At 66.4% G+C, this 21675-nt stretch carries 15 protein-coding genes, 1 tRNA gene and 1 pseudogene; 6 read left to right on the top strand and 11 right to left on the bottom strand.

Features of this window, described 5'->3' with window-relative positions; translation table 11 throughout:
* Positions 1-148 precede the first annotated feature (148 nt).
* Entirely contained in the window at positions 149-1177 is a 1029-nt protein-coding gene (locus OG866_RS20125; RefSeq protein WP_443063544.1) for a formylglycine-generating enzyme family protein, read from the bottom strand.
* Between the two features lie 168 nt (positions 1178-1345).
* On the opposite strand from OG866_RS20125, the gene OG866_RS20120 reads away from it, so the two are divergent.
* Positions 1346-1957, top strand: coding sequence for a TetR/AcrR family transcriptional regulator (locus tag OG866_RS20120; protein WP_329336570.1), 612 nt, complete (start codon positions 1346-1348; stop codon positions 1955-1957).
* Positions 1954-2910 carry a DMT family transporter gene (locus OG866_RS20115; protein WP_329336568.1) on the top strand — a complete coding sequence of 319 codons (957 nt, stop codon included), beginning with the start codon at positions 1954-1956 and terminating at the stop codon, positions 2908-2910. Before OG866_RS20120 ends, OG866_RS20115 begins: the two co-directional genes overlap by 4 nt.
* A gap of 332 nt (positions 2911-3242) precedes the next feature.
* Here OG866_RS20115 and OG866_RS20110 read toward each other — a convergent pair whose 3' ends face one another.
* The 3 genes from OG866_RS20110 to OG866_RS20100 all read right to left on the bottom strand — a co-directional run bounded on the left by OG866_RS20110 (position 3243) and on the right by OG866_RS20100 (position 5952).
* A complete protein-coding gene (locus OG866_RS20110) occupies positions 3243-3923 on the bottom strand; it encodes a hypothetical protein (RefSeq protein ID WP_329336566.1) in 681 nt (226 codons plus the stop codon).
* Positions 3920-4480 carry a hypothetical protein gene (locus tag OG866_RS20105; RefSeq protein ID WP_329336564.1) on the bottom strand — a complete coding sequence of 187 codons (561 nt, stop codon included), beginning with the start codon at positions 4478-4480 and terminating at the stop codon, positions 3920-3922. The genes OG866_RS20110 and OG866_RS20105 overlap by 4 nt, the downstream gene beginning before the upstream one ends.
* Positions 4481-4563: 83 nt before the next feature.
* On the bottom strand, positions 4564-5952 hold the full coding sequence (locus OG866_RS20100; protein ID WP_329336562.1) for a DNA-binding protein: 1389 nt from the start codon (positions 5950-5952) through the stop codon (positions 4564-4566).
* Positions 5953-6141: 189 nt separating this feature from the next.
* On the opposite strand from OG866_RS20100, the gene OG866_RS20095 reads away from it, so the two are divergent.
* Both OG866_RS20095 and OG866_RS20090 read left to right on the top strand, forming a co-directional pair.
* Positions 6142-8184: a hypothetical protein gene (locus tag OG866_RS20095; protein WP_329336560.1), complete on the top strand. Its 2043-nt coding sequence runs from the start codon at positions 6142-6144 to the stop codon at positions 8182-8184.
* A 411-nt stretch (positions 8185-8595) separates the two neighbouring features.
* On the top strand, positions 8596-10533 hold the full coding sequence (locus OG866_RS20090; RefSeq protein ID WP_329336558.1) for a DNA cytosine methyltransferase: 1938 nt from the start codon (positions 8596-8598) through the stop codon (positions 10531-10533).
* Between the two features lie 12 nt (positions 10534-10545).
* On the opposite strand, the gene OG866_RS20085 is transcribed toward OG866_RS20090, so the two are convergent.
* On the bottom strand, positions 10546-10995 hold the full coding sequence (locus OG866_RS20085; RefSeq protein WP_329336557.1) for a very short patch repair endonuclease: 450 nt from the start codon (positions 10993-10995) through the stop codon (positions 10546-10548).
* Between the two features lie 56 nt (positions 10996-11051).
* Here OG866_RS20085 and OG866_RS20080 point away from each other — a divergent pair, with 56 nt between their 5' ends.
* Positions 11052-11240, top strand: coding sequence for an AbrB/MazE/SpoVT family DNA-binding domain-containing protein (locus OG866_RS20080; RefSeq protein ID WP_329336555.1), 189 nt, complete (start codon positions 11052-11054; stop codon positions 11238-11240).
* Between the two features lie 40 nt (positions 11241-11280).
* Here OG866_RS20080 and OG866_RS20075 read toward each other — a convergent pair whose 3' ends face one another.
* The 4 genes from OG866_RS20075 to OG866_RS20060 all read right to left on the bottom strand — a co-directional run bounded on the left by OG866_RS20075 (position 11281) and on the right by OG866_RS20060 (position 18603).
* Positions 11281-13290, bottom strand: a complete 2010-nt coding sequence (locus OG866_RS20075; RefSeq protein ID WP_329336554.1) for an AIPR family protein — start codon at positions 13288-13290, stop codon at positions 11281-11283.
* Positions 13283-14293: a PD-(D/E)XK motif protein gene (locus OG866_RS20070; protein ID WP_329336552.1), complete on the bottom strand. Its 1011-nt coding sequence runs from the start codon at positions 14291-14293 to the stop codon at positions 13283-13285. Before OG866_RS20070 ends, OG866_RS20075 begins: the two co-directional genes overlap by 8 nt.
* Positions 14290-17058 (bottom strand): Z1 domain-containing protein, encoded by a 2769-nt coding sequence (locus OG866_RS20065; protein WP_329336550.1) that lies wholly within the window; start codon positions 17056-17058, stop codon positions 14290-14292. Before OG866_RS20065 ends, OG866_RS20070 begins: the two co-directional genes overlap by 4 nt.
* Positions 17059-17127: 69 nt before the next feature.
* A complete protein-coding gene (locus tag OG866_RS20060; protein ID WP_329336548.1) occupies positions 17128-18603 on the bottom strand; it encodes an ATP-binding protein in 1476 nt (491 codons plus the stop codon).
* 444 nt (positions 18604-19047) lie between these two features.
* Between OG866_RS20060 and OG866_RS20055 the strand changes: the two are divergent.
* Positions 19048-20555 (top strand): annotated as a pseudogene (locus OG866_RS20055) (LacI family DNA-binding transcriptional regulator).
* 119 nt (positions 20556-20674) lie between these two features.
* On the opposite strand, the gene OG866_RS20050 reads toward OG866_RS20055, so the two are convergent.
* Both OG866_RS20050 and OG866_RS20045 read right to left on the bottom strand, forming a co-directional pair.
* Positions 20675-20748, bottom strand: a tRNA-Pro gene (locus OG866_RS20050).
* Between the two features lie 42 nt (positions 20749-20790).
* Positions 20791-21585: a Pr6Pr family membrane protein gene (locus tag OG866_RS20045; protein ID WP_329336546.1), complete on the bottom strand. Its 795-nt coding sequence runs from the start codon at positions 21583-21585 to the stop codon at positions 20791-20793.
* Between the last annotated feature and the right edge of the window lie 90 nt (positions 21586-21675).

Genomic DNA, 21675 nt, shown 5'->3' with positions numbered 1-21675 from the left:
CAGGGGACGGCGGAGATGCCGTACGACCGCCCCGCGCACCGCTTCCACCAGGCGGGGGCGTCGCGACGTGGCGTGCCAGGCCCTGACGGCCAAGGGGTGAGCGGGTAGGCGAGCAGCCATCTGAGCAGGTACGAAGTAGGTCTCTGGCTCAATGGGCGGGCGCCACGCACCGGAACCCGGTGTGCCCGCTGGAACTGTCCGGGGTGTTGGCGGTGCGGGCGGCGACGCGGTAGCGGTTGCAGTAGGAGGCGTGGCACAGGTGGGAGCCGCCGCGGATGACTTTGCGGGTGCCGTCGGGAGGCCCTGGCGGATCGACCGACGGCCGCCGCCCGTTCCCGGGAGCGTGTCCGTGCTCGACGCCCCACCAGTCGGCGCACCACTCCCACACATTGCCGGACATGTTGTACAGCCCGAACCCGTTGGGCGCGAAGGCGTCGACGGGCGCGGTGCCCCGATACCCGTCGGCGGCGGTGTTCCTGGTCGGGAAGACCCCGCGCCAGATATTGCACCGGTACGGGTCTTCACCCTCTGGATCGAGCTCGTCCCCCCACGGATAACGCCGCTGCTCCAGCCCGCCCCGGGCCGCGTACTCCCACTCGGCCTCGGTGGGCAGCCGCTTCCCGGCCCAGGAGGCGTAGGCGGCGGCGTCGTACCAGGACACATGGACCACGGGGTGGTCCTCCCGCCCCTTCACCCCACTGCCGGCCCCCTCGGGCTCCCGCCAACTGGCCCCACCCACGGCACACCACCAAGGGGTCGCCTCAGGGCGAGCCGCCCCGCGCCGCAACGCGGCAGGAAGAAACCCGGCGAAGACGTACGACCACCCGAGGCGCTCGGCGTCGGTGCGGTACGCGGTGTCGGCGACGAAGGCGGCGAACCGCTCATTGCTGACGGCGTGCGCATCGATCCGAAACGGCGCGACCCGCACCCTCCGAATCGGCCCCTCCCCGTCCCCTGCGACCCCGTCGGCGTCCTCGGCCCCCATGAGGAACTCACCGCCGGGCAGTAGGACGCCGGCGTCCACCGGGTCTACCGGGTCCACCGGGTCCACCAGGTCCACCAGGTCCACCGGGCCCAGCGGCTCGGTGCGAGGCGGGGGCTGCACCCGTACCGCGTCCTGCGCCGACCTTCTGGTCGAGGGCATACAGCAGCGCCCGCTTGCCTGGGGTTCGCTCATGGCGTTTCCGCTTCTCGGAGGCCGGTCTTGGGGGCCGGTCTTGGGGGCCGGTCTTGGGCCCGGCCGACGCTGCCGAACGTACAGGGAGTTTCTGAGCGGCCGACCGGGACAGCACCGGGCCGCTAATTAGGTAGACTGACCTACCTAATTAATTATTTGGAGGCTGTCATGACCGACCCCGAGGCCGCCGCCCCGAAGCCCCGCGGACGCCGGGGCGCCGCACGGGAACGGCTGCTGGCGGCAGCCGCGCGACGCTTCTACGCGGACGGGGTGTCGGCGACGGGCATCGACACGATCACCGCCGAGGCGGGCGTGGCGAAGATGAGCCTCTACAACAACTTCTCCTCCAAGGCCGACCTGGTCAGGGCCTACCTCGACGCACGGCACGAGGAGTGGCTGGACCTCTACGCCCGTCGGCTGGCGGCAGCCCCGGACGCGCGGGGCGGCGTACTGGCCGTCTTCGACGCGTACGCAGACCACGCCAACTTCGCCTACGAGCACGGCTTCAGGGGCTGTGGCCTGCTGAACGCCGCGGCGGAGCTGCCCGCGGGTGACGAGGGCCGGGCGGTGGTGCGGCGCCACAAGGAGGAGGTCGAAGCGCTGCTGGCCGGCCACCTGACGGAACTGCTCCCCGACCACCCGGCGGAACAGACCCGCGCGACGGCGGAACACCTGTCGTTCCTGCTGGAGGGCGCGATGGCGAGGGCAGGGCTGGAAGGCGCCGACACCCGTCTCCAGCACGCGCGCAAGATGGCCGCGGACATCCTGGACCGCCTGTGAGCCGCCCCGGCAGCCACATCACCAACCACCTCACCGGCACGGTGTGCGTCTTGCTGGCATCGCTGCTGTGGGGCACGACGGGCACGGCGGCGACGTTCGCGCCGGAGGTGGGCCCGCTGGCGATCGGAGCGGTGGCCATGGGACTGGGCGGACTGCTCCAGGCCCTGATAGCGGCCCCGAGCATCCGCAGAGAGACACAGAACCTGCGAGCGCAGACCGGCGTCGTCCTCCTGGGCGCACTGGCCGTGGCCGCCTACCCCTTGGCGTTCTACAGCTCCATGCACCTGGCCGGCGTAGCAACCGGAACGGTGGTGTCGATCGGCTCTGCGCCACTCGCCTCGGCCCTGATCGAACGCATGGCGGACGGCCACCGCCTGACCCCCCGTTGGACGGCAGGCGCGGCGCTGGGCCTGACCGGAACGGCATTCCTGTGCGCGGCGAAAGCGACGGACCCATCCAAGGGCACGGAATCCGCCACCGGAACGGTGCTGGGCGTATGCCTGGGCCTGACAGCGGGCGGCACCTACGCCCTCTACTCCTGGGCAGCCCACCGCCTGATCAACAAGGGCATATCCTCACCGGCGGCCATGGGCACGATATTCGGCACAGGCGGCGTCCTCCTCCTCCCGATCCTGCTCACCACAGGCGCCCCTCTCCTCACCTCCTGGCCCAACGCAGCCGTAGGCACCTACATGGCCCTGATCCCCATGTTCCTCGGCTACCTCCTCTTCGGCCACGGCCTGACCCACATCCCCGCAAGCACCGCAACGACCCTGTCCCTCCTGGAACCGGCGGTCGCGGCCCTAATGGCCGTCCTGATCCTGAACGAACACCTCCCCACCCTCGCCTGGACCGGCATCGCCTTGGTCGTCGCCTGCCTGGCAGTCCTGACCACCACCACCCCAGAACCCAAACAACCCCCGACCCCAACACCGGCACTCGACACCCCCTGAGCCACCCCCGCCCCCACAACACAACTCAGGCCCGCCACTGATCCCTCAACACCGGGCCTGAATTGGCGTCTCGCCTGCCGGGGTGGCGCAATCCGAACCCACGACCTCTTCGTCCCGAATGAGGGTCGGGTGGTGATCTCGCCAGCGCGGATGGCGTTTTCCCTGTTCAGAGCACCGGGCTGTCATGGTCTCGGGTGGCCTCGAAGGGGTTCGGGGAGCGGGTCGGCTCCCAGATGGCTCCCAAGGGGATCGTGGCCAACGGTCGCTGGGGCCGCCCGTCCCGCCACATCGGCATGCGCTGAAAACGTGTGCGCGACGCTCGTGCGACGGGCTCAGATCACCGTTGAGGGGGCGTGCTTGCTCAGGTAGCTCTTGAAGGTCTTCCTGATCTCGGCCTGGAGATAGCCTGCCTGCGGTGAGTTGGGTACCACGTCGGGCTCGAAGCCTCTCTTCCGGGCATCGAGGTACCGCACGATGCTCGACGATCTGGTGTTGGCGACGAAGAGTTCGTTCTGGGTGCGGATGTCGGCGCGCAGCCCCTCGAAGTTCCGTGCGAGGCCGATGCCGAGGTTGGAGACGTAGTACTTGCACTCGACGATGAGGACACTCTGACTGCCTCGTGGTGCGATGCCCTGCGCTCGGCTCAGGGCGGCTTCCTCGGCTGGCAGCACCAACACGTCGCACTCGTGCAGGACGCCCGACGAGCCGGTCACATAGACGCCGAGGTGGACTTCAAGGGCGGGGGCACCGTCGAACTCGATCACGGCGTGGGTGAAGGGCTGGCTGTTGCCGTACAGGTGACCGGGCCCTGTCCGGAAAACAAGATTGCTGGCCTTCGCCCCGTAGACGTCTTCGTAGGTGACAGTGGCACCATGCCGACTCGCGGTGGTGACGATCAGGGAGAAGATGAAGCCCTCGTAGACGTCGGACGGCTTCGAAGCGGAGTCGTACGACACCGCCCCCGCAGCCAGAAGGCTCTTGATCTCGTTGACTAGGTCATTGACCGTGCTCAACTGACTACCTCCCTCGTCACTTCGGCCAGCAGCTGGCTGACGCGTGTACGTCGCTCAGCCGGCACCCGATCTCCCCGGAACTCAGTTCGGCTACGGCGCGTTCGAGCGCTTTCGTCTGGTTCGAACACGACCCCCTCAGCCATGCTCCGGCTGCCAGCGTCGCCTTCGGGCTCAGACCGGAGCGTCTTCAGCACCTCCAGTTCCATTTCAGGCAGGTCGACGAGCACGCGCTTTACCGCATCAAGGAGGAGCTGCACACGTTCTTCCTCTGTCATGGCTCGCGTGGCGATGACCAGGGTCCCTCCCTTGCGTGAAGACTCGTACTCTCCGAGGCCAAGCATGCTGCGGTCCACGACCTCGTATCGAGCCGCTGCTGCAGCCGGACTCGTGGCGGGGAGGTTATCGCCGCGGCGCTGCTGGCGTCGGCGGAGGATCTTCTCCTCCGGCACTCCCGCGGCGATTGCCGCGTCGACATCGTCGAGCACCCAACTTAGGGCGGTGTCTTGCAGCGCTTCGCGGAGCTGCTCTTCCACACGGCGTAGTTCGAACTGGTTCATGTCCCCCTCGTATCAGTAGCCTTCGTCTGGCGTAGCCAGTCGGTTCACGGTTCTTCCCCAGGCTGTGTTCGAAGGAACCGCAGTTAGCCGTCGATCAGATTCCGGAGTGCCTCCAGCGACAGGCGGGCTTCCGGAACGGCAGCTCCACAGGAGAATCGGACACCCTCGCTTGCCAGGACATCCGCGGGTGCATCCGTGCGGGTCGGATCGGTCCACCGGAAGCCTGCACTAATGCGACCGGACATGGTGAGGACCCGCCACGCGTTGGGGCACTGACCGCAGGTGGCCAGATGGGTGCCGACGGGAACTGCGTGGCTGCCGATGACGGACGCCACGTTGCCGTAGGTCGTCCATCGCCCGGACGGGATGGCACTCAGCAGGGTGTGGAGGCTCGTCCAGTCCTTGCGGGCGCGGTTGAGCTGCTTGGCCAGGTCCGCGAGGCTGGCTCCGGCCAACGCCGCCCATTCATCGGGATCGACCGTGTTCGGGACATCGTTGGTGTCGACGTCCCACCAGGTCGTCCCCTGTATCCCGTCAGGTGTCCGGCTGGTCACGTTCTTGAAGATGTGGTTAGCCAGTCCGGTAGGCGTGTACGGCATGCCGTCGCCGCCCCAGGTAAGTGGTTTGGCCGTGTTGTTGTTCCAGATGGCCGTTGCGCGCTCGTCATCCTCACCCACCCAGGCAAGGATGGCCTCGCGGATGGATTGCGGAGCGCCGTGCCTCGGCGCCAGCCGCAGCTTGGTCCCGTCCGGCAACAGGCCGGCGGCGACGAGGACGTGAGCGGCGTTGCGGGCCCGGGAACGTTCCTCCAGTTTGCGGGCTGCGGCCTTGGCTTCGACACGGGCCGGAGCGAGGGTGAACTCCTCAACCTCCGGTGTCGGATAGACCTTGGTTAAGCCGACGACGAGGTGGCCTTCCACCTTCCACAGGCCCACTTGGACGAGGTTCATCTCCGACAGCCACACCATGGTGTGGGTCACCTGCTTGGGGAAGTCGGCGGCGATGATCACCTGGCGGGGGCGCTGGAGCAGTTCCGGACTCCAGTCTCCGTCCACATGGTCGAGGAGGCGCTGCCTGCACGCGTCGAGTTCGACGGCCTGACCCCTGCCGGCCAGGAAGTCGCGGTGCACCTGCGCCAAAGTGTCCAGGTCGAACCGGGACACCAGCGCAGCGTAGGTGATCGCCTGGAGATGAACGTCCCGATCTGCTGTGCCCCGCTTCAGCTCGACCACCACCAGGCGCCCGGTGGCATCCAGCCCAAGGACGTCCAGCCGATCCCGTGCAGGCACCCCGTCGGTGTCGGCCCACCGGTCGAACTCAGCGGTGATCACCAGTACCGACTGACCCAGGACTTGCGGGTTGTCGATCACCCACTCCTGCAAATGCTGCCGTTCGAGGAGCCCTTCCGCAGCCAGACCGGTCGGTGAGATCGGTGTTGCCGACCGGCCGGCAACGGCGAAGAGATGATCCACTTTCCCCCCTCAGATGCCTGACAGCGTCACGCCAGAAGTCCAGAGCCTACGGGCGGTCGACCCGTCGATCAGTCGGTTTCTCCGGAACCCAAAGGACTCCTAGGGGGTTCCGGGCAAGCCTCGCAAGGACGCGACCGGCATGGGGAAAACGACGGGCTTCAGGCAGGGCGCCGGTGCCATCCTGTGCTGATGGACGTATCCCTCCCTGACCAACTGGGCGCGGTTGAACGAGAGTCTTGTGCCGCTACGCAAGCAGTGATCAGAAAGCTGAATCTCACTGCGCCCCCTGAGCAGACCGGGGGACAGCAGGATGTTGCCTTTGTGCCGGTGACCCGCGCGCAGTGGAAGTCAGTGTTGGGGGACGCAGACTTACCCGGGCTTCAGCGGGAGACCGACGAGATAGTTGCGGAAGTCATGCGCCTGCGGACCGCTTCCGGCGGGACTGTCGGGAAGCAACTTCCAGAGTTGCTGCGGCGCCTCGGCAGGTCGGTTGTCGCCTTGGGTGCCGTCGCAGATGAGGTGTCCCGGTTCAGTCCGTCCCGGACTAGCGCGGCCGAGCGACGGCTGCCGGCTGACCTGGCGCGGGCGAATCGGGCCGAGGCTCAAGCGCTGTTCGCCTGTCTGGACCAGGGATGGTCGGAGTCCGCCTGGGCCGCAGTACGAAAGCATGCACTCGCGGCCCAGGCAACTGGACGCGCCTTGGAGGCTGCTGCCAGGATTGATCAGGCTGGTCTTCCTGACGAGGACGTCTATCAGCGAACGCTCGGGGTGTCGGCCGAGGAACTGAGCCCCGGCTCGGGTGTGGCGTCACGCGCCCGTTTGCTGACTGCTTGGGCGAAGGATCCAAAGGCACTCGATCGTCGGCTGCGCCTGAGCATGAGGCACCTGATCGACGACTCGCTACCGCTGACGGTGCACCTTCTTAATCAGCTTGCTGTTCTCGCGCTGACCGACCGTCCCTTGGTGACGCACCGTGCAACCCTCTTGGCACGTGATCTGGTGACGTGTCATCTGAAGTCAGAACCGGAACTGACGTGTTCAGCGATTGCGCGACATGGTGATCGTGAGCCGGAGATGCTGTCCTCCCATCGCGGACAGTCCGCCTACCGTGATGCCTACAACCGTGCGGAGCACCAGGAAGAAAAGGCGCGTGCGGCCATGGACCTGCACCGGGCCGTGCTGGAAGGTGACGTCAAGCGCACGGCCACCGTGGTCTTGGAACTGCTGGGCAGGGCGGTCCCGCAAGGGGCCTCACTCGCGACCGTGCGGGATCTGCTCGCAGCTGAAGATGATCAGCCGTTGTGCAGCTTGCTGGTCTCGACGATCCGCTCTGACTGGCGCAATGCGAACGCACACGAAGACTTTCGCTGGGATCCAGTCAGCAACACGCTCCTTCTCGGCGGGCAGCCAGCTGAGTTGGACCAGGTTCTGGATGCGGCGATCCGCGCTCGCGCCATCTGCCGTGGGTTCGAGCACGGGGTCGCTGTGTCCTACGCGCAGAACGCATCATTGGTCATCCGGGGCACGGAAGACCCGAACTACGTCAGCCGAGACCTCGCCATCCTTCAAGCAGCTGGAGAAGCCAGATTCCCGGTGCTGGACATCCGACGCCAAGGAAGTCTTGTGCGGTTGGACGTTCCCGACTTCTCCATTCAGACTCTGAGAGAGGCATGCCGGACCATTCTTAGGGCTGCCATGGCGGACCCCGGAGTCGAGATCTGGGAAGTGCGTCAGTGCTCCCCTGACCGCCTGCCGTTGTGCGTGGACCGTTCGGGAACACGCGCCGGGCTCCAAGTCGCGGAGTCTCTCTGGGAGATTGTGGATCCCCTCCCGTTCGCTGAGCTCCCCATGCTGGCCAATGCCATGACCAATGCAGGAGAGCCCGCCGAGACTGCCGCATCGACGGTTCTCGTCTCGGCTGCTGCCCACGTAGTTGGAGAACGAGACCGCTTGTCGACTGCCCTTGGGCAGGGTGATGCCGCCGCCAAAGACGAGCTGATCAGCACCGCGAAGTTGATCAGCGGCGGGGCGAAGGCAGCAGCTCAACTGTTTGAGGGCCCAGCCCGACGCAAGCTGCTGGCCTTCGCTGAAATTCTCGCCGGGGAGTGCCACCGGTTGGGCAGCGCTCGCCCCTACGAACTCGTACATGGGTTCGCCCCTGCGCATCGAACCCTGCGGAGGCACGCGCCTCGCTGGCCGTGGATCACGGGACTCGAAAACTCCGCCGTCTGACGTTCTTGGCAGCGCGTCCGGGCCGCCGCCAGTCCGTCGCGCCAGCGAAGACAGCCCTAAAAACCAGCCCGGCTTGGGGCATCACCCTGTCTACCGGCAGGTAGGAGGCGCGTCCGTAGCTCAACGAGGGTCACCTGCGGCGAACGCATGAGCGTGTCCCAGAGGCAGGATCAGTCGTTGAAGCGATGAGGGCTGTGATCTGTCGATCGTTTACGATTGGTCACCTCGGAGCCCACTAGAGAGTAGGTCCGGCCCCAGGGGACCGGGGTCCCGAGGACCGGGATACCTGGGGGTACGCGGCGGGTGAGCAGCAGGTTTTCCTGATGTCCACTTCGGCGGAATCCTTGCTTCCACCAGCGCGTCTGTGATCTCCTGGTGCTCGTTCATGTCTTGCGTACGAAGGGTTGTGCTGTGACGAAGGGGCACTACGGCGTACCTCTTGAACGCAGTGACTACCTCAAGCTGGATCCGAACAAGAACAGCTGCACCCCGGAGGGTTTTCAGGACTGGCTGGAAGGCTTCGGTAAGGGCAAGAGATTGGCTGTGGATCTCTTCTCCGGTGCCGGTGGTCTCAGCGCAGGCGTCGAGCGGGCCGGATGGACCACTGCGGCAGCCGTGGACTTCGACGAGCGTGCGCTGGAAACCCACAGGGCGAACTTCCCGGGCCTCAGCCTGGAGATGGATCTCGGTGACCCCGCCGAGCGCGACAGGCTTGAGGAGATCCTCAAGTCCGCCAAGATCGACCTCGTGGCGGGTGGACCTCCCTGCCAGCCCTTCAGCAGGGCCGGGCGTAACAAGATCCGTGACCTTGTCAAGAACCACGGCCGTGACCCGGAAGACCGCCGGAAGGAGCTGTGGAGCGCCTACCTGGACATGGTGAAGCGGATCAATCCGCGGGCGGTCCTCATGGAGAACGTCCCCGACATGGGGCTTCACGACGACTTCTTCGTCATCCGGACGATCGAGGAGGAGTTGGAGGACCTCGGCTACGCGACGCAGGTGCGGCTCGTTGACGCGTGGAGCTACGGTGTCCCGCAGCATCGGAAGCGTCTCATCCTCCTCGCCAGGAAGGACGTCGACGACTTCACCTGGCGGAAGCCCGACTCGGAGCGCACTACCCTGCGCGACGCCATCGGTGACCTGCCCGAGCTGGAGGTCGTTCCCACGGAACGGGTCGGAGAGCGGGAGCTGAAGTACCGAAAGCCTCGCAACCTGTCCGGATTCGCCACGAAGATGCGCGAAGAGGCGCCTCGTGGGCTGGTCTGGGACCACATGACCCGGAGAGTCCGGAGGGACGACCACCGGATCTTCGAGGTTATGGAATCCGACACCAAGTACTCGGATCTTCAGGACAAACTGACCGGGGATGAGAAGAAATACCAGCGGTACAGCGCGGAGAAGTACACGGACAAGTACAAGAAGCTGGCCTGGGGAGAACTCAGTCGTACGATCACTGCCCACATCGCCAAGGACGGCTACTGGTACATCCACCCGGAGCAGCTGCGGACTCTCACTGTGCGGGAAGCGGCACGCGTTCAGACCTTTCCGGACAGGTTCCGGTTCGCCGGCACCAGGAGTGACGCCTTCCGGCAGATCGGGAACGCCGTACCCCCGCTCCTGGGAGAGGCCGCTGCCGAGGCGCTGAAGCCGGTTGGTGACGCCACCGCGGAGACTGCCGGGCTCCAGCCCCACTGGCGGGAGGTCAGGAACGGCCTCGCGGAGTGGGCGGAGCAAAGGCGTATGGGTGGGGACTGGTACCAGCTTCCCGGTGAGGAGTCAGTGCCGCTGCATGCCGCTGTGGTGGCCATACTCTCCGGAGCGAAGATCAAGCGGGCAGCGATGGCGGAGTTGATGACCTCTGTCAGAAGGTCGAAGACACTCACCGCGGCACTGTTCAAGAAGCTGGTTGACGCGGCGCCCACGATTCCCGCCCGGTCCCGCGTGGACCGTCTGGCACCGCTGGTGGAAAAGCCCTACGACTGGCAGTGGGGAAAGCGGCTCGACGTACCAGCCAAGCTGGCCATGAAGCCAGCCGAGGAGTCTCTCTACCGACTGCTGATCGGAGAGGACCTCATGTTGGTCGGCACGGGCACGCTGCGGGTCGCGGCTCGTGTGAACGGTGTCGAGACGGATCACGCGAACCGCCTGAGTGAGGGCCGCGTGAACCTGGTGAAGCTCGTGGGCGCGGGCAAGGACGCACCTCTGCGTATGGGGGCTATCCGGCTCATCGGGATGGACCTGTGCAGGGAGGACCAGCCTGTGTGTTCGGAGTGCCCGCTCGTCGCCCACTGCGTCAGCCGGGAGAACCTGTCCGATGACCTGTTGACTCTGGCCGTCACGCAGGTATAGCCGATCGGCGACTCACCCCGGGCCGTTCGAATCGGTAGCCTCTGCCACCCGCTGCGCGGCTCTCTCAACGTCGCGACGAATCTCGCACTCCCAGATCCGAACCACGGTCCATCCGGTGGCCATGGCCTGCGCTGTGTTGCGTCGGTCCCGCTCCCTGTTGGTCTTGAGTTTCTCCTGCCAGAGAGCGGCGTTGGGCCCTCGGAACTCCTTGGGGCTGTGGTCAGGACAGCCGTGCCAGAAACAACCGTCGACGAAGACAGCAACGTGATGCCGAGGGAGCACGAAGTCGGCCGTGCACCGCGGCGCCACCCTCCGCTGGAGACGGAACCTGAGGCCCAACCGGTGCACGGCTTTCCTGAGGGCGATCTCGGGCTTGGTGTCCCTGGCACGTCGACCTCGAAGATGCTCCCCCTCCGCAGTGGCGACCCACCGCCGATCCGGTGTCCTGCCAGCTCCGGCCATGATCGCAGTCCGAGCCTGTCGACGTCCTCCGAGAGGGAGAGTGCCACACTCTCCTCATGCTCCGGGAACCAGCCGAACTTCACGTCGATGACCAGGGCCGTGTCGAGCTGCCTCTCGGCCTGCTGGCAGAGGCCGGCATCGCACCGGGGACCGACCTTGTCGCGTTCAGCGACGGGGACGGGCGGATCGTCCTCAGGCGGGCCGAGGACGCGATCCGTGACTTCATCGAGAAGGGGATGCTCTGACGTAGGTAGTGGCTTCGCGCCCAGGACGCGGAGCTGCTGGCTACGGGTCGGGAGTGAACCCCAGTCGTAGCGCCTCGTTACGGGCGTGCAGGGCCTGAACGGCCTGCGTCTCTGGAACCTCCTGCTCCAGTTCGAGGCGCCTTCCGACGAACTGGGCCAGCTGCCGCTGCCAGGGTTCGAGGTTGCGGGTTTCCTTGGCCCAGCGCTCGATTGCGTACCACTCGTCGGCAGGGATCAGAGCTGCCTCTTCACCTGCTCCCTCCTCAGCACCGGTACCGCCGGCGAGTGCCGCCTCGTCCAGTGAGTGGTCGAGCAGCTCCGCCGTCAGGGCTCGGGGGGGCGTCCAGGGCACCCTGGACACGGCGTCCCAGCACGCCGCCTTCTTGGCCCACTCGCCTACGTGGTTGCCCTCAAGCGGAGTGGTCACCGCGCGCATGACGCGGGGGCACAGATCGTGGATCGCGGCCTCCAGCACCGGTGAGACGTCCTGCTCTCGCCAGATCCGGTCGAGATCGATCCGGCGGTCCGTTGCCGAGGACAGGCGAGCCACGGTGTACGTGGTGATCATGCTCTTGTGGCTGCCCGCTCCATGGATGGCGGCGATCCGGTCCACCGCCTTGAACAGGATGGCCATTGCGATCACCCGCTGGCAGTACTGGATGTCGACGCGGGGCGGTGCCTTGTCGACGTTGAACATGAACTCGACGAAGTTCTTCTGTGCCCCGCGGCTCACGTGGTACGGCAGTTGGTTCCACGAGTGGACGAACTTGGCGAGGTCCGCCTTGGTGAACTTCTTTTTCGTCGGGTTCAGTTTCTTGAACTGCCGTTGCCTGGCAGGGGTGCGGGCCTTCGCCAACTCGTCCGTGTACTGGCCGCGGGCGCGCTCGTAGAACCAGTGGGTCTCCTGACCACTGCCGTCCGTCGCGGGGGCCCACAGGGAGCGGGTGATCCGCTGCATGTCCACGTGGTAGTCGTGGTTGGAACTGAAGTCGACCTGGGTCACCCGGTTCTGCGTGTTGGAGTACTCCGAGATCTTGGGAACGATCTCCGCGAGCCGCTCGGGCGCCACCTCCGTCAGCTTCATCTGGACCCGGACGTGGGACAGGTCGGCCTTGTCCCGGCTCAGCGCGTAGTGGAGCGAGGCAGTCGTCTGGCCGCCGTTCACGATCTGGAGGCCGTGCACTCCGGAGATGTGGGTGGGCTCGCCGTCCGGGCCCCTCACGAAGTCGACCTGCGACGCGGTCGCGGTGATGCCGTTGTTGTAGGCCAGGAACCTGCCAGGTGCGTTCAGCAGGGTCTCCCGGATGCCCCGGTTGACCGCGCCGCGGGTCTGGAGGAAGGAGCGAACGTTGAGTTCGAGGAGCCGGGTGCCGTACTCGGCGTACAGCTCGGCGAGCATCTCCCCAGGTATGACGGCCAGGACCACGGAGTGGTCCTCTTCCGAACTCGGGGCGGAGACACAGGGCAGAGGAGGGTTGAAAGGCACCATGATGGGTTCGCCGAGAGCGCCCGACGTCGCATGACGGTGCTGCCGTGCCAGGTCCCACACCTCTTGGGTCACCGGGAGGCCGTCGAATTCCGAGGCCGGCAACTCGGTTGCGGTACCCACCCTGTTGCTGAGCAGGAAGAGCCTGATCCGCTGTACCTCGGTGAGGGCCTTCTCGACCGCAGCGCACATGTCGTACACGTCGAACGACTCGTCGATGTGCTGCTGCAGCCCGTCCCGGCAACGCTGTACGAACGCCAGCAGCCGCCTGAAGGACGTCTCGGTCTGTGCCTTCGTGAGCTTGGACTCCAGTGGTTCCAGGTGGAAGTCCGTCACGAACAGGTCCAGGGACTCGCCCGACTCTCCTATGCCGTAACCGTGCACCTCGTGGCCGTGCATCTTGTGGTAGGCGGTGAAAGTGTTGGACACGACGCCGGCCTGCTCCAGGTCCTCGAAGACCCGGCGTGTGAACGCCTCCGGGGTGGTCGTTCCCTCGGCGTCAGCGGTCGCTTGTACGTCGGCGACGAGGCTCCGCGAGAACTCGGCCAGGTCGAGCTCAGCCATGGGACCCCCCGATCAGTTCCATCACCTCGTCGGCCGTGGCGCGATAGGCGTCCAGACCCGAGGTGCTCACTTGGTAGGTGCAGTCACCGACGCCCTCGGGCAGGTCCGACTCGACCAGCCTGGGGAAGCCTTCCCGTACGTGCCAGAACCGAAGCTCGCGGAGGGTGTACCGGGGTTCTTCGTAGAGGTCATGGTGCCCGGGGAGGTAACCGACCTGGACGAGTAGACCGTCGAACCGGGCCCGGGCGGCGGGACTCGTGAGCTGCTGTCGTATCCCCTCCACCCTCCTGTTCAGACTCTCTCCCGATCCACCCCGCCGCTCGTCGAGGTTCGCGAGTGCGAGGAGCAGCGCGGGCGTCCCGGTTCCGTCCAACTGTCTCTCGCTGGCGATCCGTATACTCCGGGGCCGCTTCGCGACACTGGCCTTGGTCTCGATGGCCAGCTCGGACAGCTGGAAGTCCTGGTTGGTCCCCGTGGGACCGGTCCATGCCTCGATCGCCTCGGCCTGGCCGAGGGAGGCCAGGAGGACGTCTCCGAGTACCAGGAGTTCGCCGTAGAGTCCGCGCCGTGCCTCGGCGCTCAGCCCGTCCCTGCTGACAGCGCGCAGGAGGTCCTGCCACCTCTCGAACCTGTCCACGGCGGCTGCCAGGGCCTCAGCTGCGGCCGGAGCGGACTTGGCGGTCTCGGCGACGTCGGCGACGAGCGGGTTGAACACCTCGCGAAGTCCGTCCGCTGTCAGGATCACCTGGAGCTCGTACTCAACCCGGGACACGGCACTCAGGTTCATCTCGATCCCTGCTGCCTTGGGGAGTCGGCCCACCGACCGCACGATCGGGTCTGCGGAGCGAGCATCCGCCCGGAAAACCAACATGCGCTGGCGGCCGGGGTGGGAGACGGAGAGGAAGATGTCGAGCGGGGACTCCGGGTACAGACGGAGGCTGGACCGCCCCGGGGTGTCCTGGGGACTCTCCAGTTCGCGCCACTCGTCCTCGGTGACGGTCACGCCTCGTCCTCCTCGGCGATGGTGTAGATGTCCTCCTGGAGCCAGACGGTGTTGGCGATGTACTCGGTCTTGGACTGGTAGTCGGAGTGCGGGAAGCTCACCTGGAAGCCCACGAGGGGCGTCATCGCCTCACCGTCGGCGGCCTGTGGCAGCTCGATGGGGTAGATCAGCAGGAGGCCCTGGTCGGTCCGCCGCTGCCGCCGGATGTGGGGGCCCGCCGGCGTCTTCGGAGCCGACGCCTTCTCCTTCTTCTCCGCCTCCTTCTTTGCGGCATTTCGTGCCGCGTCCTCCTGCGCCTCTTCGAGGCCGATCAGTTCGTCGGGCGGGCTGAGTACCCGGCGAATCGTGTACCTTCCCTCGGCCCTGAAGCCGTCGTTGAGCGCCTTGCGGGTCACGAGGCCGACGGTGTGCCCCGCGATGTCCCGTGGCGACTGCGACGTTGTGCTACTGACCAGGCACACGGTCCAGTTGCCCAGCTCACCCACCCTGGCGCACTGCTCCACGTACTTGGCGATGAGCCTCGGACGAACCCGCTGAGCCATGCGGTCGGTCTCATAGGTGGTGAGAAACTCCGAGATGACCTCAGGGGGAACCCCTCCCCACCGCACGTTGGTCCCTGAACCCCCAGGTACGAGTTCCGCGACGTCGTCCAGCCGACGGACCAGGGTTTCGAGGGCTTTGAAGTTGTTCTCGACGGTCCTGTCGGCGAGCTTGAAGATCACCGTCTCCGGTCCCTCCCCCGAGTAGCTGAGAAGGATCTTCGCGCTCTGGCGCATCTTGTTGGCCGCGGTCACGGTGAGCCCCAGAGACGAGGAACGGACCTTCAGCCCGAACTCCTTCGGGGTGAGGCTGAGGGCCGCCATCTCCTCGACTTCCCTGCGGAGTTCGTCGGTCGCGGCGGTGACCTCCACGTAGGCGTTCTCAAGCGCGGGCGTGGTGTACAGACGGCACACGTCCTCGTAGCCGGGGCGGTATCCGAACCACCGGCCCATCTGGAGGAGGGTGTCGTACGTCTTCGACACGCGCAGGTAGTAGCTGACGGTCAGGCCGTCCAGGGTGAGGCCGCGGGAGAGCTTCTGTCCTCCGATGGCGATCACGGACAGGCCGTTTCTCCGGTTCTCGTAGTAGTCGAGCGCATCCTTGGAGGTGCCGTTCACCGTCTTGACCTGGATCTTCCTGAGGGCAGGAAGGAGTTGTTCGGAGACCTGCTCCCAGGTCAGACGTTGCACCTCATCAGCCGGGAACTTGTCCGTGGTGGGAACAAAGTCCCGCTCCCAGAGCCCCCGGAGCTCGGCGCGGAGCTCAGGGCCCTTTCCGTACCGGTCTCGGATCATGTCAACGATGAGCCGCAGGTGGTCGTCGACCTGGTCGCGAACGAGGCTCTGCACCGCGGTGAAGCGGGTGACGTGCACCAGCATCGAGTTGTGAACCTTGGTCTGCCCTCGCGCCCGGCGGGCGGCACAGGCGAGCACGAACGAGAAGATCGCGTCGCGCAGGGACTGCGGGAGCCTGTCGCCAGGGATGTCACCGGACTTGTGCTTGGTGGGGAGCCAGCTGTCGGCGTCGTCCACATGGCGCACGAGCGGCAGCGGTTCCACGTCCTCCTCGTCCTCGTCGTCGACCCGGAGCCCGAAGACCCGCTCCGGACCAAGGTAGTTCGACGGCGAGGGAAGACTGCGGATGAAGCTGTACGGGAAGAGGTCTTCCCCTGCGACGCCGTGGTCCACGTCGGGGTCTATGTAGATGTTGGCGAAGGGGGTGGCCGTGTACCCGACGTAGGCGGCTTTGTCGAAGCTCTTCATGAGCCTGCGGATCGCGGCGTTGGTCTTGGTCGGGTCTGCCTCGGGGTCACGGACCGTGTTGATCGAGGCATTGTCGGCCTCGTCGTCGATGACGAACAGAGGGAGGTCCTTCACGACCTTCTCGCCGTTCTCGTCCTCGGTGCCGTGGACGTCTGTCACCCAGTTACGCAGGTATTCGAGGATCTTGTAGTGCTTCTTGACGACGAGGACGACGGGGAAGCTGCCGAGGGGGAAGTTGATGGCCTTGGCCGTCGCGAGCCCGAAGTCCCCCTTCTCCGCACTGCTTGTCGGTGACGCGATGTCGAGTTTCTTGGCGAGGGGCATGGCTCCCGCGCCGATCGCGCGTGAACGACCGTCCTCGTTCGATCGGTTCTGGTGCTGGGTGTCGAAACCCAGGAGCCCTTCGTCTATCCGCAGCTGTGTCTGGCTCCGGAGGTCGTTGTGGATGCCGGCAAGGACCACGATGAACCGGTATCCCGCGTCCACGGCCTTCGCGGCGAGCCCGATGTACTGGCCCGTCTTGCCTGACTGCACCTGGCCGATCACGAGCCCCTGGCGACGCCAGGGGCCAGAACGGCGAGGATCCTCCAACTGGCTCAGTACCTCGTCCGAGCTCTGGTCCAGTCGCCTCACGACCCACGGCGGAAGGTTCACCACATCTTCGAGATACCGCCGGTAGCGCTCCCAGAAGTCCCAGGCACGGTCGTTCTTCGCCTCGGGCAACCAGGGTTCGTGCCCCTTGGGGTCCACGAGTGCCAGCGACCGCTCCTGGAACACGGCGGTCATGGCCTCGATCTCCTTGGCCAACTGGTCCCGGTCAAGGGCCTCCCCCTGCGCGGCCAGCATCCCGAAGATGGCGTTGACCGCGTTCTGCACCTCGTCCGGCTTCGGCTGACGGTCCTGTGGCAGGAATCCGAGAACCAGACGCGTGGCCTTGGCCATGGGGTCGTCGGGAACGCTCACGTGGGACCTCCAGCGGGATGTAGACGGTGTCGAGCAGAGTAGGGGCGGCCACTGACAACGACTCAGGGTTCATCCGCTCCAGAAGCCCTGCAGTTGGTCGAAGGGAGGCATGGTCCGCAACCTCTCGCGCGCAGCGGCGGGCGATCGGCCGCCCGAGACGAGTGACTCGTAAATGCGCTCTGCCACCTCGGTAGCCCCTTCGTCGGCGAGTCCTGGACCACCGAACGGTTCCGGGTCGTCGCTGGTGTCCGTCTCATGCATCACACGGAGGGCGGCGACGGGCACCGTCTCCTCCAGAAGCCGGATCAATGCGCGTACGTCTGCAGTGCTGTTGCCGCCGGGGCGCAGAGCAGCCTGGACCAGTGGATGGCTGCGGTTGATCCGGCACGTGACCCTGCCATCCGGTCGGCGCACGTTCCACGCGTACGACAGGGGATCACCGTGCGTACGCGCAGCAACCTGTCCACGGTGCCGCAGCACGTCTGCGGCCCTCGCCCGGGCCTGTCGTGCGATGCGGTGGAGATGCGGACGTAGGCCCACGGGCGGGACGACGCTGGACTTCCTCACGTCGACACCCCATTCGACGTCCGCCTCGGCCGGGATGTCGACGGCGATGCGTGCCAGGTTGTACTTCTCCTCGCGACGCATGCCTCTCTGTCCCAGCCAGTCGCCGGCCAGGATCAGGCGGTTGCGGCGGTAGACGTAGAAGCCCTGCTGGTCGAGCCATCCTTGTGGTCCTGCAGCCAGGCCGTACTCCTCCGGGGTAAGCCGGTGGGCGCTGGGGAGGATGAACGCCTCGACCCTCACGGAACTGCCGCCGAGAGGCAGTTCCTCCGTGGGGAGCCGCTGGACAGAGGGGTGATTACCCATGAACGGATCCCAGGGGTCCACCGGGGTTCCGGACACGCGCAGGTTCCGGCGGCGGCTCCCGGTGAGGAATCGGGCGAATACCATTCCGAGGTGCGACTCCGTGCGGGCGGCCTCGGCGTAGAACTGCTTCTGGGTGCGCTCGTCGTCCTCGCGGACGTCACCACCGTTGTAGCCGTTGAGCCGCCGCCAGAGCACGATCGTCCCGTGGTCAGTGCCGCTCCGAAGCCTGTCCAGCACGATGGTTGTGTCGACGTCTGTTCCGTGGAGGAGCCTCCACTCGCCTGACTCCTCAACGACATCGAGGTCCCAGGTCCGTACGTGCCACACACCGTCGGTCGCTGTGGCCACGGAGAGTTGCCGCGACTGCGAGAACGAGGCGGACTTCAGACCGACGCCGAAACGGCCCAGGTCAGTGGAGGAACGTGAGGTCGCGGGCCCGCGAGCCGCCACGGTCATTGCCGTGACGAGTTCCTGGGCGCTCATGCCCCTGCCGTCGTCGGCGACTGCGATCCATGAGTCCCGTCCCGCCCAGGTGAACTCGACGTCGATGTGCCGGGCCTCAGCCGCGATGCTGTTGTCGACGAGATCCGCGACGGCAGCTGGCAACGAGTACCCCAGGGAGCTGAGCGAAGCCACCATGCCCGCGGGTTCGGGGGCCGCGATGTCGTACGTCATGCGTGGTTCGAGCCTGCTTCCCCGATATGGGCCCTCTCACTGTGCGGCTGACTCATGATCCACATGAATCAAAGGAACACCGCGAAATCAAGGAGGTGCCCCCTCCGCGTCGCCAGGTTCTCCACCCGGCAAACGCCCGCCCACGGTCGATGCTAGTAGAGGCGCGGGGTGAATGGCCTGGTGTTCTGCGGATTCCAGTGTGTGCGGCTATCGAGACACGGTGACCGTCATCGCCTCCACAGCCACTACCGCCGTTCACGGTCTGAGGCATTCGACAAGTGCTGGAGCTGTCTGCCGTTCCGCTGTCAGCGAGCTATAGGGCCCGCCCCGGGAAGCGGCGCAGGCCGTCCAGCGCCAATCTCGATGCGCTACGCCAGCGACCTTCGCACCGCGGTAACCAGCGAAGCCGCACGCACATCGTCGGCCACCGCTAGGGAGAGCAAGTTGGGTTACGCCGAGAACCTCGGCAGCTACTGGCGGGGCCGGTACAAGCTCGCGCCCGGCAAGTACGCCACCGTGCGCGATGCCGATGATGACGCCATCCGCTTCCGGACCAAGGCAGCGGCAAAGAAGGCGGCGGACGCCGAAGAAGCGAAGCTGTTGGCCGGAACGAAGAAGGCGCCTCCTGAGCGGATCACTTTCGGTGCCTACGTGAACCGCTGGTACGCCGCACAGGACTTGGCGGCATCCACCATGCAGACCTACCGGCGGCACATCGAAGAACACTTGCTCCCCGCGTTCGAGGATTTCGCCATCGCCGACATCCTGAGCACCGACATCGCCGCTTGGGAGAAGCGCGAACGTGCCGTTCCTTACGCGGCTACCAGCGTCAAGACATGGCGGGCGACACTGCACCTGATCCTTGCCGACGCTGTTGACGAGGGTCTGCGTGATTCCAATCCAGCGACCAAGCGACGCGGACGAGGGAAGCGCGCCGGCCGTTCCCGCAACCGTGGCCCGGAGAAGGCGGTCACCACGGCGCTCGGCATTCTGCTGCTCGCCGAGCGGATGGCGCTGCTGTCTGGCCGAGACGATGAGTTCGTTGGCGGAGTCCTCAAGGGCTACACAGGCATGCGCTGGGGCGAGATCATTGGCCTTCAGGCCGAGTTCGTCCGGCCGAAGAGCATTCGCGTTGAGTGGCAGCTCTACGAGCTGGATACCGGCGAACTGCACCGTTGCCCGCCCAAGGACGACTCCTATCGGGACATTGATGCTCCGGATTTCCTCGCTGCACTGCTTGCGAGCCACATCGCCCGGACGAAACCGAAGCCTTGTGAGTGCCACGGACTGGCCTACGTCTTCCGTGGTCACGGCGCTGCCAATGGCTCTGTGAGCCGTCCAGGAGCAAAGCTGGTCGACGTCGCTCGCCGCGCCGGCGTCTCGACGGGCACGGTGTCCAACGTCCTCAACCGCCCTGGCGCTGTGGCGGAGCCGACTCGCCTGAAGGTGCTGGAGGCCATCACCGATCTCGGGTATGTCCGTAACGCGGGAGCGGGGGAGCTGGCCGCACACTGGCGACGCTCGGGCTTCGCCACCTGGCTCTTTCGACCTGCCGCCACGGGACGGTACCCCGGACGCGGCAATCAGGAAGAGCACCCTGTGCCGGTCGTCGCTGAGCCGTGGCCCGGGATTCCCGCACGTGGGCGAGGGGCCTCCAAGCGGGCTGAGGCGTGCTGGGTGCCGATCGCTCCTGGGCTGACGCCGCACGGACTGCGCCATACGCACAAGACCCTGATGAGAGAGGTGGGGACCCCGCCGAAGCTGATGGACGAACGCATGGGTCATGAGGACGGCTCCGTGCAGTCCCGCTAGACCACATCACGGCTGGCATGCGGCAGGCGCTGATGTCCGCGCTCACCGGAATGTGGGAGGAGGCGTTGGACGCGCGCCGGGCGATGAGCCCCGGCTCGCCCGTTGCTGCTCTGGATGCGCTGCTGAGGGCTCGCGGGTAGGGCACTGGTCTGGAGACGATTTCCAAGATCTTCTCCAGGATTTCTCCAGAGAGCCTCTGGAGAACAGTTCAGGGCCGGTGCTGATCTCTCAGCACCGGCCCTGAACTGGTGTTTTTCTGTCGGGGTGGCGGGATTTGAACCCACGACCTCTTCGTCCCGAACGAAGCGCGCTGCCAAGCTGCGCTACACCCCGATGTCGCTGCACATCCTGCTTGTCGCGGCGACGTCGTTTACTTTAGCCCACTGGTGGCTGGAGACGAAATCCGGTTTTGGCGCGGTGGTGGGTGCGGTGGCGGAGGGGGTTCGGGCGGATGTGGTCGAGGGCCACGAGGAGGACGGCGAGGGCGTAGAAGGAGAGGCCGAGGAGGAGGGCGTTGCCGAGGACGGTCTTGTAGCCGTGGAGGTCGACGTCCAGGAACGGGTAGAGGTAGCGGGCCGGCGTGCCGGGCAGGAGCAGCTCGCCTCGGGTGAAGGAGAAGGCCAGGTAGGCGAGGGGGTACGCGAGCCAGGTCGCCGCGTTGCGTAGGCGCAGGCGGCCGGGGGCCGTCAGGAGCAGCCAGTCCAGGGTCGCCGCGATCGGCAGGGCCGTGTGCAGGACCACGTTCGTGATCCTTGCCCAGCCCGTCGGCGCCGCCGTGTCCGTCATGGAGAACGGCGTAGTCGTCTCCGCCAGGAGCAGGTGATACACCAGGCCCGCGAGCAGGACATACAACAGTGTCGCGCCGGTCAGCGCGGCCGGCAGCGGGCGGCGTGCGGTCCAGGCCCTGCGGGCCGATGCCGTGGAGACCAAGGCCAGCAGGACGGCGCTCTGGATCGTGAAGTAGCTGAGGACTCGTGGCGGGCTGCCCAGGAGCAGGTCGATCGTCACCGCCGCGGCGGCCGTCAGAGCGACCAGAAGGCGGTACGCGGCGGTCAGCGGGCGGCGTACAGGGGCCACCACCGCCGTGGCGGGGACGGGGGAGGGCAGCAGCGCGGGCATGCCCGGGATCGCGGGAAGATCCGGGATGTCCCTGGGTATCGGGGCGGTCATGCCCTCACGCTAAGCAGGGGGGACGAAAGGGGCGATACGGGCGGGCCGTGCGGGTTAACCGCTCAGGCACCCGGCCCGTGACAGCCCTGT

This window comes from Streptomyces sp. NBC_00663, from assembly GCF_036226885.1.
Classification (GTDB): domain Bacteria; phylum Actinomycetota; class Actinomycetes; order Streptomycetales; family Streptomycetaceae; genus Streptomyces.
The sequence above is the reverse complement of the archived record's forward strand: the minus strand, read 5'-3'. Positions and strand labels throughout refer to the sequence as shown.